This window comes from Candidatus Poriferisocius sp., from assembly GCF_965214065.1.
Taxonomy (GTDB): domain Bacteria; phylum Actinomycetota; class Acidimicrobiia; order Acidimicrobiales; family Bin134; genus Poriferisocius.
In genome coordinates this window covers 660,395-672,623 of record NZ_CBDCAT010000028.1, presented here as the reverse complement: position 1 = coordinate 672,623, position 12,229 = coordinate 660,395, and the positions used below count along the sequence as shown (strand labels likewise).

Below are 12,229 nucleotides of genomic sequence, written 5' to 3'. Positions count from 1 at the left end.
CGCTACTCTTCGGTGTTGAGCCAGTGGGTTGAAGAACTCACAACCTCGATCTCAGGAATCGACCACACATACCGATCCACCTCATCAGCCAACGTCAGACATTGGCTGGATTGTCCCGACACCACAGCGATCCCTATCTCGGCTCTCTGCCATAGATCGTTGTGACCGGTCTCGGCCACCGACACGCCGAAGCGATGGGCCACGCCCGACAGTGCTGGCCGCAGCGCCGAGCGGCGCTCCTTTAGCGACTGACAACCCGGGATGTGCAAGTCATAGACCACGGCGAGAACGTGCATCAGTCTGATCAGACTCGAGCGACTTCCCGCTCCTCGAACGTCTCGATGATGTCGCCCTGCTTGAGGTCTTGGAAGTCGGACAGTCCAATACCGCACTCGTAACCGGATTGCACTTCCCGCACATCTTCCTTGAAGCGCTTGAGTGATGAGACGGTGCCCCGCCAGATGACCGTTCCATCCCGCAAGAACCGGACTTTGGAGCCTCGGTTGATGGCACCATTGAGCACGTAGCAGCCGGCCACCGCACCGACCCGGGGAATTCGGAAGATCTCTCGCACCTCGGCGTCGCCAGTGACGACCTCCTCGAATTCCGGTGCGAGCATCCCCACCATGGCGTTCTCCACATCCTCGATCAGGTTGTAGATGATCTCGTAAGTGCGGATCTCCACCTTCTCCAACTCGGCCAGCTCTCTGGCCTTGCGATCAGGTCGGACGTTGAAGCCGATGATGGTGGCATTGGACGCGGCGGCCAGCTGGATGTCGTTGGCAGTTACGCCGCCCACTCCTCGATGGACAAAGGCCAGTTTCACGTCTTCGCGCCCCAAGCGCTGGAGGCTGTCCACCACGGCCTCGAGTGACCCGTTCACGTCTGCCTTCACGATGAGGTTCAACGTGGCGGTCTGGCCGGCCTGGATCTGGCTGAAGATGTCCTCCAAGCGCGCCCCGCCCGCGGTGGCCGCGGCATCGCGGCCCAGGCTGGCAACCCGCTGGGAATGCTCGCGTGTCTGGGCAACCTTGGCTGCCACTTTCTCATTGGGTGCCACCACGAAGGCATCACCGGCGTTGGCCACATCGGACAGCCCCAGCACTTGCACTGGTTTCGATGGCTGGGCCTCTAAGATCTGGTTGCCCCGGTCGTCGAGCAATGCCCTAACCCGCCCCCATGAGGCGCCAGCAACAACAGGATCCCCACGCTTGAGGGTGCCGTGCTGAACCAAGAGGGTGGCCACCGGGCCCCGGCCAATGTCCAGATTGGACTCCAGCACCACACCCCGGGCCCGCCCCTCCGTGTCGGCCCGCAGATCCTCCAATTCGGCCACCACCGCCAGCTGTTCAAGCAAATCGTCGATACCCAGATTCTGGAGGGCGGAGATCTCCACCATTATGGTGTCTCCCCCCCACTGCTCGGGCACCAGTTCATGCTCGGCAAGCTGCTGCATGGCCCGATTGGGGTCGGCATTGTTGCGGTCGATCTTGTTGACCGCAACCACAATGGGCACTTCGGCAGCCCGGGAGTGGTTGATGGCCTCCAAGGTCTGGGGCATAACCCCGTCATCGGCCGCGACCACCAGAATCACAATGTCGGTGGCATCGGCACCCCGAGCTCGCATCGCAGTGAACGCCGCGTGGCCTGGCGTATCGATAAAGGTCAGGAGCCGACCATCTTTCTCAACCTGGTAGGCGCCGATGTGCTGGGTGATGCCACCAGCCTCGCCCTCAGCCACATTGGCGCTGCGAATCTGATCCAAAAGCTTGGTCTTACCGTGGTCAACATGGCCCATCACGGTGATGACCGGTGGGCGGACCGGGTAGTCCTCTTCGAGTTCATCTTCTTCGAAGTTGGCCTCAAGCAGCTTGAGCAGCTCGTTCTCCTGCTCTTCACCAGGATCCACCAAGCGGATCTCGGCCCCGATCTCTGCCGCGAACAGCTCGATCATGTCGTCAGTGAGCGATTGGGTGGCGGTGACCATCTCGCCCTGCTGCATGAGAAACCGGACCACATCAGCGGCCGTCTGGTTCATCTTGGGCCCCACCTCTAGCGGCGTTGAGGATCGCTCAATCACCACAACCCCGGTGGGCGCGGCCGCATCCGTTGGGGTGTAGTCGGTGATGTTCATGGGCTGAAGGTCTTCGGCCACCCGCCGACGACGCCGACTCTTGCGACGCCTCTGCTGAGGACGCTGAGGACCGCCCCGACCCCGCCCTCCTGGACCTCCAGCTCCACTGGGAGGCCCACTGAGTGCACCCGCGGGGCCGCGTGTGCCTATTGGTGCCGGAGCTCGGCCCGGTGAACTCGTGCTTGGCCCATGAGAACCACCTGCTGGCCGGACAGAACCGCGAGGACCCCTTCGGGGACTGGGGGCCGGACCCCGCCCACCCCGGCCGGGAGGGGGCGGGATGGGCTTGCCCGAAGAAGACACCGGAGGCTGGCCGGGAGGCGGCGGAATGGGCTTGCCCGAGCGGGAAAGCGGAGGACTGGTCGGGGGGGTGGAAGCGGCGGGCTGGACCGCGGGCGCCTCGGCAGCGGGTGTCTCGGCAGCGGGTCTTGGTGCTGGCCGGGGAGGTGTTTGGGGGGCTGCGGGCAAGGAAGGCTCTGACAATGGCGCAGCCGGGCGAGGCCGAGGCGGTATCCCTCCACTGGAGGTGACCACTCGCGCCGGTTTCGGCTTGGGCTCCTCTGCAACCGGCTCCGGCTCGGGGTCTGGCTCCACCGCAACCGGCTCGGGCTCCACCGCAACCGGCTCCGGCTCGGGGTCCGGCTCCACCGCAACCGGCTCGGGCTCCACCGCAACCGGCTCCGGCTCGGGGTCCGGCTCCACCGCAACCGGCTCGGGCTCCGGCTCCGGCTCGGGGTCCGGCTCCACCGCAACCGGCTCGGGATCCGGCTCCGGCTCCGGCGGACGAATTAGGCCATCACGATGTGCCCGGCGGCGGACGCGGTCCGCTTGAGCATCCACGATGCTCGATGAGTGGCTGTTGACGCCGATCCCCAGCTGCACACAGAGATCAAGCGTTTCCTTGTTTGGGAGACCGAGCTCACGAGCTAGCTCGTAAACCCGAATTTTTGCTGGCAAAAAGCTCTTTCTTGGTCTGTCCGCAATGCGCGGCCGACTCCTATGGGTCGGATTTCCATATTCTCACGCCCAGCGCTCAGATTTCGAAGCCAATCCAAGGCATGGGCCGCTACTCCAGGGAAGGCGAGTCCGCTAGAGCCCCTTCCATCTCCTCAATCGGAGCACCCTCGCTGCCACTACTCCAGAGAAGGAACGCTCTCTGGAGCTACCTCCACCTCCTCAGTCGGGGCTCTCTCGCTGCCTTCCGCAGCCCACTCCTCAGCCGATAGCTCTGGCCCTCCCTCAGCAGGACGCCATACCTGCTCACCAGTTGCCTCGTCTACCACCCATTCACCCTCGGCCCATTCCGTATCTTCGTAAGCGGCCTCTTGGGCCAATTGGGTCTCGCTCTTGATGTCGATTCGCCACCCGGTCAGCCGAGCGGACAACCGAGCATTCTGGCCTTCCTTGCCGATTGCCAGTGAGAGCTGATAGTCGGGCACCACCACCTCGGCCACTCCGGTCTCCTCATCGATGTTGACCTCTTTGATCTTGGCCGGCGACAGCGCCTTAGCCACAAAATCAGCCGGGTCGTCGGCAAAGGGAACAATGTCGATCTTCTCCCCTCGCAGCTCATTGACCACCATGCGCACTCGAGCGCCCCGAGCACCCACACAAGCACCCACCGGATCCACGTTCGTATCGTTGGACGACACTGCGATCTTGGTGCGATGACCCGGCTCCCGAGCACAGGCTCTGATCTCCACCACACCATCGGCTATCTCGGGCACTTCCAATTCGAACAACCGCTTGATCAGTCCCGGATGAGTGCGGCTGACCACAATCTGGGGCCCCTTGGCCGTCTTCCGCACCTCCACGATGTATGCCTTGAGGCGGCTGTTGGCATCCGGACGCTCGAAGGGGACCTGCTCAGCTTGGGGCAAGAGAGCCTCTACCCGTCCCAGGTCCAACAGGGTGTAGCGGGCATCGTTTTGTTGGATGATGCCGGTGACGATGTCGCCCTCCCGGCCGGCGTACTCCTCGTACTTCAACTCCCGCTCCACCTCGCGGATCCGCTGCATCATGACCTGCTTGGCTGTTTGCGCGGCAATACGGCCAAAGCCATCCGGCGTGACGTCAAACGGCTCCCCGATAGGCTCTCCGAACTCATCCAGCTTCTGAGCGAAGACCTGGATGTCGGCGGTCTCGGGATTGATGGTGACCCAGGCGTATTCCTCGCTATTGGGCATTCGCTTGTAGGCTGATTCAAGGGCATCGGCCAGCGCGGCCAGCAGAGCATCTACCGAGATGCCTTTGTCGGCGGCTAGCGCCTGGAGGGCTTCTAGCATGTCAGGATTCATCGGCTGCTCTTCTCCTTCAGATTCTTCTCTGACATCGGACCCCACTCAAAAACGGTCTTGGCCTTGGCTATATCGCCATAAACCATTCGACGGGGAACTCCGTCTACATCAACGGTTATCCCCTCATCGTCGCTGCCCATCAACACACCTTGGATCCGGCGGGCGCCATCAATGTGGGGGCCGAGCTTGATGCTCACCGTCTCACCCATGGCCTGGTTATAGTGCTCAGGTCGGCGCAGCGGGCGCTCCAAGCCAGGGCTGGAGATCTCCAGGGTGTACCGGCCCTGCACCATGTCGTGATCGTCCAGCAGGCGGGATGCCACTTTGGAAGCGTCGGCCACCTCGTCCAAGCTGACCCCGCCCGGCTTGTCCACGATTATGCGAAGCACTCCACCGCCGTACCTCAGGTCGTACACCTCCAAGCCCCTCCCCTGGAATAGAGGGGCAAGCAAATCGTGCACGTCGTCTGCCACTGACATCTTGCTCACTCCTTTCCCGGACTGGCACTGGACCGATTTTCTCGCCGCCCCTCAAAGTCAGAAGGCGTGGGCCGGAGCCCACGCCTCACCCGGCAAAAGAGATCGACGATGCATTTTCGATCTTACCCGGTTGAAGCCACGAAGTCGTTACAGAAGCAAAGCGTTTCTCAGTAGCTGCGGCCGCAGACAGCCACCAGATCGGGCTCCTCGCCGCTGTGGGGCAGGGATCCGTCGGGACGCTGCAAACACCGTACGGTGACCGCGTCCTCGGCGAGAGTGGCCTCGCCATCCGGGCCGAGATTGGCCCACGGAATTCGAGCGAATCCGGTGGCCGCCGCCTCTCGCACCTCGGCCAGGGTGGCCGCCTCGGCAATCTGGGAGTCTCGCCACGCGGTGGCACCAGAAAGAATTCGCTCTTGAATACCGTCCAGCAGCGATGCCACTTGCTTGGGCGCCTCAGAGAGACTGACCGTCTGCTTTGAGGCCAGCCCATCGCCTTGGGTTGCCCCCTGTTTGTGGCCGCCAATCCGGGACACCAGCGTAGCCTGATCCTGCTCAAGGTCTCGCGGTCCGATCTCCACCCGGACGGGCACGCCCTTCAGTTCCCAGTCGGTGGCCCTGCGACCGAATCCGGTTCCCGTCCGGGCGTCCACCTTAACCCGAACCCCGGATGCCGCCAGTTCGTCGGCCAGCCGATGGCAGGCATCCACAACCCCGTCGGCCTCGCGCACGGCTATGACCGCGACCTGTATGGGCGCCAACCGGGGTGGGACCACCAGCCCCTGGTCATCTCCATGGGCCATGATCAACCCGCCCACCATGCGAGACGAAACCCCCCAGGAGGTCTGCCACACATGGGCCTGGTTCCCCTCAGCATCGAGGTAGGTGATGTCGAACATGGTGGCGAAGCTTTGGCCCAGCTCATGGGATGTCCCCATCTGGAGGGCCTTGCCGTCGCGCATCATCCCTTCGAGGCACATGGAATTGATGGCCCCGGGGAATCGCTCGGCTTCGGTCTTGTACCCGATGAGCACGGGGATGGCCAGCACCGACTCCATGAAGTCCTTATACACCTCGTGGAGGATCATCGCCGCGTAGTCCCGGGCCTCCTGGCGGGTGGCGTGGGCCGTGTGGCCTTCTTGCCACAGGAACTCCGTGGTCCGCAGGAATATCCGGGGTCGCATCTCCCAGCGGACCACGTTGGCCCACTGGTTGATCAGCAGCGGCAGATCGCGATGGCTCTGCACCCATTTGGAGAAGTAGGCGTTGATGATGGTCTCACTGGTGGGACGCACCACCACCGGCTCAGCCAGCTCCCGACCCCCGCCCTGGGTGACCACCGCCAATTCGGGGCTGAAGCCCTCCACATGGTCGGACTCCCGGTTCAGGTAGCTCTCGGGAATGAACAGCGGGAAATAGGCGTTGTCGGCCCCAGCGGCCTTGATGCGCTGATCAACCTCGGCCTGCATCCGCTCCCACAGAGCATATCCGTAAGGCCGGATCACCATGGTCCCCCGCACCGGCCCGTTGTCGGCCAGTTCGGCTTTGTTGAGAATGTCCTGGTACCAGCGAGGGAAGTCCTCGTGCTGCGGGGTGAGCACCCCCTGTTTGGCCATCGTCACGCTCTCCTGCGGATCAATTCGATTTTCTCACTGGCCTGGTTGGCATCGTCGTCCTGCTCGGCCAGCAGACGGCTGCGGTCCCGCTCGGCCTCCCGGGCGGCGGCCACGGTATCGGCTCTGGCCAATGCAGTCTCGGCGCCATGCTCGTGAATCAGCTCGGCCCACTCCACCAGTGAGCTCACCATGTTCTCCTCGGCCACTACTGCAACGTTACGGCCCTTCACAAACAAGTGGCCCCGCTTATTGCCCGCCGCTATGCCGATATCGGCGTCGCGGGCCTCGCCGGGCCCATTGACCACACAGCCCATGACTGCCACCTGAAGGGGGATCTCCCGGTCGCCGAACGCCTCCATGGCCTGCTCGGCCACTGCGTACACATCTATCTCCGCTCGACCGCAGCTCGGACAGGCGATGAGGTCGACGTTCTTTCGCTCCCGCAAGCCCAGCGATTCCAGAAGCTGGCGACCGGCTTTGGCCTCTTGCACCGGATCAGCGGTGAGGCTGTAGCGGATGGTGTCGCCGATACCCTCGGCCAACAGCGTGCCGATGCCCGCGGTGGACTTGATCAACCCCACCGGCGGCGGCCCCGCCTCGGTCACCCCCAAATGCAGGGGATGGTCGGTGACCTCACTCAGCTGGCGATAGGCCTCGATCATCAAGGGCACGCTTGACGCCTTGACTGAGATCTTGACGTCTTCGAAGCCCACATCTGCGAAGTAGTCGAGCTCCGTTTGGGCCGACTCCACCATGGCCTCGGGCGTAACCCGGTCACCGTATTTGCGGTACAAGTCTGGGTGAAGCGATCCCCCGTTCACCCCGATGCGGATGGGTACCCCCCGGTCCCGGCACTCCGAGGCCACCGCCTGGATGTGCTCGGGCTTGCGGATATTGCCGGGGTTCAGCCTCAGGCACTGGACGCCGGCATCCAACGCGGCCAGCGCCATGCGGTACTGGTGGTGGATGTCGGCCACGATGGGCACGGGAGAGCGGGGCACGATCTGGGCCAGCCCCTCGGCAGCTTCGATCTCGTTGCACGTGCAGCGCACTATGTCGGCACCGGCTGCAGCCAGGGCGTAAATCTGCTGAAGCGTGCCCTCCACATCGGCGGTGCGGGTGGTGGTCATCGACTGGACCGTGATCGGCGCGCCATCGCCCACGGCTACATCACCGACATAAATCCGGCGGGTAGGTTGCCGCTCGAAGGCTGCCTGGACTTCCACGGTATTAGCTTGTCATGCCCGGTTCGGGGCACTCGTATTCACCCATGTCCATCACCTACCTCAGCTCGGAAGCTCCACTGGATCAGTGAAGTCAAGATAAACGGACCCGATGAAGACAAAGCCCAAAATCAAGATCACGGCGTAGGCCACCGGCACCATCTTGGAAACGTCGGCGGTGTATCGACGGCCTCGCCAGGACCGGAGGCGCTCATAGGTGGCGATCACCACATGGCCTCCGTCGAAGGGAAGAAGCGGAATCAGGTTGAAGACTCCGATAAACACGTTCAACAGCGCCAAGAACAGTAGCAAGTTCCCATAGCCGTTCTCGGTGAGGTCAGCACCGATTCGGAGCGCGCCAAAGATCGAGATCACGCGGCCTTGGTCGTCCGATGGCACCGCAGTCGTGACGCCGCTATCAATGGGAGTAATGCCCTGTTGGGTAGGTTGGTCGGCCACATCTCGGAAAAAGTTGCTGAGCCCGCTGGGTGAGAAGAATCTGCCGATGCCCAGGACTGACTCTTTGACGAGGAAGCCGAACTCGTCCAGCGTATCGGGTACTGCCTCGAGGTAGCCGACCTCCACAGATTGGCGCAACTGTGCCGTCCCCGAGGCAATACCGACATACCCCCGGCTGGAATCTTCCGGATGGGCACCGAGCGTCAGCGAGCGGACCAACGCGTCGCCGCCGCGCTGGACCACCAGGATCACCGACGATCCCGGTTCGGGCAAGACCTCCACCATGTCAACCATGGTTGTCACTGGGCTGCCGTTGACCGACGTAATGCGATCGCCCGGCATCAAGCCGGCTCGGTCCGCGGGCGTGCCCTGCATCACCCCGGTCACCGTCCAGTCAGGGGAAGGAACAGCCTCAGTCCTCCCCCCTACCACCAGGAAGGAGAAAATCAGGATCAGCGCCAACAGGAAATGGACGGTGGATCCGGCCACCGCCACGGACAACCGCCGCCAGTAGGGCTTGCTGCGATAGGTGCGGTGCTCTTCAGCAGGGGAAACCTCTTCGAGATTGTTCATCCCGATGATCCGCACATAGGCGCCGACGGGGATCGCCTTGAGGCCGTAGACCGTCTCCCCCCGGCGCACCGACCACAACCGGGGCCCGAACCCCAAGAAGAACTCGGTGACTTTCATGCCCGCGGACCGGGCAGTGAGGTAGTGGCCCAGCTCGTGCAGAAAGATCATGCTGATGACGGCCAGCACCACGATCAGCATCGGCAGCCCCCAAGCCACCTGCACCAAGACGAGCAGACCCGCCACTAGCGCCAGTCCTCCCCAGCGATCTCGTGAGGCCTGCAAGCTGGTGAGCGGAGAATTCAGAGGCCCCTCACTTCGAGAGTGATGTGAGGGCATGGCTCAACCGCGGGCGTACTGGCAACCGACGACGTACTCGGCCGCAGCACGCGCTTTGCCGTCGATCTCCATGACCGCCTCCAGGGAGTCAGCCTCGGTGCCGTCGTGGCCGCCGAGGACCGTCTCCAATACCTCTGGGATTGCCGTCCATCGTATCCGCTCATCGAGAAAAGCCTGCACGGCCACTTCGTTGGCCGCATTCAAAAGGGCAGGCGCGGTCTCGCCCATGCGCCCGGCTATGTAGGCCAACTCCAAGCAGGGGAACGCATCGATATCGGGGGGCTCGAAGTCCAGCCGGCGAAGCTCGGCCCAGTCGATGCGGCCAAACGGAGTGGCTATGCGGTCGGGATAGGCCATGGCATAGCCGATGCACAGTCGCATGTCGGGCAGGGAGAGCTGGGCGATGGTGGCGCCGTCGGTGTACTCCACCATGGAGTGGACCACCGACTGGGGATGGACCACGACCTCGATGCAGTCATAGTCCAAGCCGAACAGCTCGTTGGCTTCGATCACCTCCAAGCCCTTGTTCATCAGCGTGGAGGAGTCCACCGTGATCTTGGGTCCCATACTCCAAGTGGGATGGGCCAACGCGTGCTCCACCGTCACATCAGCCAACTCATCGCGCGTCCGACCCCTGAAAGGCCCGCCGCTGGCCGTGAGCACAATGCGATGTACGCGCTCCATTCCCGCTTCCGAGGTGAATACGTCGTTGGCCCGCAGGCATTGGTGTACGGCGCAGTGCTCGCTATCCACCGGGAGCAGCTCGGCGCCAGGTGTTTGGCGGGCCCTCTGGACAACAGGACCGGCGGCAATCAGTGACTCCTTGTTGGCCAGAGCCAAGCGCCGGCCAGCCTCAAGGGCCGCTAGGGTCACCGGCAAACCAGCAAATCCGACGACCCCGTTGACCACCACTTCTCCCATTGCAGCCGCTTCGGCCAGGGCCGAGGTACCGCTTGACACCGAAATTCCCGGTAGCGCCTCCTGTACCTCTGTGACCCGCTCAGAGTCACCCACCACCACAAGTCGGGGTTGAAACTCCTGGGCTTGGGCCGCTAACTGGTCGGTGGAGCTACCAGCACCCAATGCCACCACGTCCCAGACGCCGGGTTCGGACCGCACCACATCCAGCGTCTGGACTCCAATCGAGCCGGTGGATCCAAGCAATGACAGGGAGGTCATGGGCGAAACACTTCGGGATTCCCCGACGGCTCAGACCACCTCAAGCATCAAGGCGGTGAAGTAGGTGGCTGGAAGCACGAATAGCAAGGCATCAATGCGGTCCAGCATCCCGCCATGGCCGGGGAGCAGAGATCCCATGTCTTTGATCCCGAGGTCCCGCTTGATAGCCGATTCCATGAGGTCGGCCAGCGGAGCCACAACGGCAACCACGATGCCCAAGACCACTCCGTCGGAGCGAGATCCAAGCCCGTCCCCGAAGGGACCGATCTCCAGTATGGAGATAAACACCAATGCGGCCGCGATCGTGGCGATCGTGCCGCCAATTAGGCCCTCAACCGTCTTGTTCGGGCTGGCCTTAGACAGCGGGGTGCGACCAGCAGCCCGTCCGACGGCGAAGGCGCCGACATCATGGGCCACGGTCAAGATCACCGCGCTCAGCACCAGCTCGCGGCCGTCGGGCATATCCAGCAGTAACCCGCCAAAGGCCCCGGCCACACCGATGTAGACAATCCCGAACAGTGTGGCTCCGAGGTTGGAGAGAGGGCGGTCGTGCCCCACACCGCCCACGTACCACAGGCCCGCGCCGAAGAGGGCGAACACCAGAACCAGCACGATGCCGTCGGCACCTCGCCAATAAGCTGCCAGCGGCATGGCCACCACTGCGGCTAAGCCCAACAACGATGGCGGCTGGAAGCCAGCGTGCCGCAAGCTGGTGAACCACTCAGCCGCGGCCAGCAGCAGGGCGATGGTGAGAATGGCGAGGGTGGCCTCCTCACCCAATGCGATTGCACCGAGGACAATGCCGCCCAGCAACAATCCCACCGCGATGGAGATAAGCGTATTGCCCTCACGAGGTGGAACTCGCGACTCTGTCATCGGATAAGGCGGTTGGGACAGCAGCGCTTCCGAGGGTTCGGCGATGCCGGGCATGCCGGAAGACTCTGGAATGTCCAGGGAAAGGACCTCGTCCACCCGGTCAACCGAGGGAAACTCCACTGCCGCAGCGGGCTCAGGATCCTCGAAGACGCTTGTGCTCTCGGTTTGATGGCTGACTGAGGCCATCTCCGGCTGGTCTTCGGACGGGGAGTCATCGGAGTCGTCACGCCATCGGGGGGTTGCGTCAGCCAGGCTGTCCCATTCCTCATCGACGTCCTCGTCGACAGCCTCTTCATCGTCAGCGGACTCACCCCAACGAGGCAGGCCAGGTTCTTCCTCTTCCTCGTCGAAAAACGAAGTCAGGTCGTCCAAGAACATGGCCTGCTCGTCGTCCGGCGACCCTTCGGCGGGGTCATTCGGTCTTTGGAAAGGATTGTCGTCGTCCACTGGCCCCTCCAGGAGTTAGGCAGGTTAGATCTCGAGCAGCTCTTGCTCTTTGACGCCCAGTGCATCGTTGATGAGCTGCTCATGGTCGTGGGTTAGATGGTCAAGTTCTTTCTCGGCCCGGGCAGCTATGTCCTCGGATACATCGCCACCCTTGCTGAGCTGGTCGATTTCGTGACGACTGCTGCGACGGGTGTTCCGAATTGCCACTCGTCCGTCTTCGGCCATCTGCTTGACCATTCTGACCAACTCGCGACGGCGTTCTTCAGTCAGCGGTGGAAATGTCAGCCGCACCACGTTGCCGTCATTGCTGGGATTGAGCCCGAGGTCACCCTGGATGATGGCCCGCTCTATAGCGGAAATGGAACCCTTGTCAAAGGGGGAGATCACAAGAAGCTGTGCCTCTGGGACGCTGAAGCTGGCCAACTGCTGAAGCGGCACTTCAGTGCCGTAATAGTCCACGAGGAACCTCTCGAACAGTGCAGGAGAAGCTCGGCCAGTCCTGACAGTAGCGAACTGTTGGCGGGTGTGATGGACAGCCGAGTCCATGCGCTCTCCGGCCTCGGCCACCACCAAGTCGGTCAACTCATCGCCGGTCGTCATTCCAGCAGCA

At 62.9% G+C, this 12,229-nt stretch carries 11 protein-coding genes and 1 pseudogene; 1 reads left to right on the top strand and 11 read right to left on the bottom strand.

Annotated elements, in window-relative coordinates; genetic code table 11:
• Positions 1–2 precede the first annotated feature (2 nt).
• A complete protein-coding gene (locus ACOOGG_RS14555; RefSeq protein ID WP_420436292.1) occupies positions 3–296 on the bottom strand; it encodes a DUF503 domain-containing protein in 294 nt (97 codons plus the stop codon).
• Between the two features lie 8 nt (positions 297–304).
• On the bottom strand, positions 305–2,155 hold the full coding sequence (infB, locus tag ACOOGG_RS14550) for a translation initiation factor IF-2 (protein WP_420437617.1): 1,851 nt from the start codon (positions 2,153–2,155) through the stop codon (positions 305–307).
• A gap of 101 nt (positions 2,156–2,256) precedes the next feature.
• Between infB and ACOOGG_RS14545 the strand changes: the two genes are divergently transcribed.
• Entirely contained in the window at positions 2,257–2,664 is a 408-nt protein-coding gene (locus tag ACOOGG_RS14545; protein ID WP_420437667.1) for a hypothetical protein, read from the top strand.
• A 304-nt stretch (positions 2,665–2,968) separates the two neighbouring features.
• Here the strand turns inward: ACOOGG_RS14545 and ACOOGG_RS14540 are convergent.
• From ACOOGG_RS14540 to frr, 9 genes and pseudogenes are all read right to left on the bottom strand, one after another.
• Positions 2,969–3,091 (bottom strand): annotated as a pseudogene (locus ACOOGG_RS14540) (translation initiation factor IF-2 N-terminal domain-containing protein); the annotation flags it as partial.
• Between the two features lie 176 nt (positions 3,092–3,267).
• Positions 3,268–4,431, bottom strand: coding sequence for a transcription termination factor NusA (gene nusA, locus ACOOGG_RS14535; RefSeq protein ID WP_420436290.1), 1,164 nt, complete (start codon positions 4,429–4,431; stop codon positions 3,268–3,270).
• Entirely contained in the window at positions 4,428–4,910 is a 483-nt protein-coding gene (gene rimP, locus ACOOGG_RS14530) for a ribosome maturation factor RimP (RefSeq protein WP_420436288.1), read from the bottom strand. Before rimP ends, nusA begins: the two co-directional genes overlap by 4 nt.
• A gap of 167 nt (positions 4,911–5,077) precedes the next feature.
• Positions 5,078–6,526 (bottom strand): proline--tRNA ligase, encoded by a 1,449-nt coding sequence (proS, locus tag ACOOGG_RS14525; RefSeq protein WP_420437615.1) that lies wholly within the window; start codon positions 6,524–6,526, stop codon positions 5,078–5,080.
• 2 nt (positions 6,527–6,528) lie between these two features.
• Complete coding sequence (gene ispG, locus ACOOGG_RS14520; protein ID WP_420436286.1) at positions 6,529–7,752, bottom strand: flavodoxin-dependent (E)-4-hydroxy-3-methylbut-2-enyl-diphosphate synthase; 1,224 nt, start codon at positions 7,750–7,752, stop codon at positions 6,529–6,531.
• Between the two features lie 60 nt (positions 7,753–7,812).
• Positions 7,813–9,024 (bottom strand): M50 family metallopeptidase, encoded by a 1,212-nt coding sequence (locus ACOOGG_RS14515; RefSeq protein ID WP_420436284.1) that lies wholly within the window; start codon positions 9,022–9,024, stop codon positions 7,813–7,815.
• A gap of 96 nt (positions 9,025–9,120) precedes the next feature.
• A complete protein-coding gene (gene dxr, locus ACOOGG_RS14510) occupies positions 9,121–10,296 on the bottom strand; it encodes a 1-deoxy-D-xylulose-5-phosphate reductoisomerase (RefSeq protein ID WP_420436282.1) in 1,176 nt (391 codons plus the stop codon).
• Positions 10,297–10,326: 30 nt separating this feature from the next.
• Positions 10,327–11,619 (bottom strand): phosphatidate cytidylyltransferase, encoded by a 1,293-nt coding sequence (locus ACOOGG_RS14505; protein WP_420436280.1) that lies wholly within the window; start codon positions 11,617–11,619, stop codon positions 10,327–10,329.
• A gap of 24 nt (positions 11,620–11,643) precedes the next feature.
• A complete protein-coding gene (gene frr, locus ACOOGG_RS14500) occupies positions 11,644–12,219 on the bottom strand; it encodes a ribosome recycling factor (RefSeq protein WP_420436278.1) in 576 nt (191 codons plus the stop codon).
• Between the last annotated feature and the right edge of the window lie 10 nt (positions 12,220–12,229).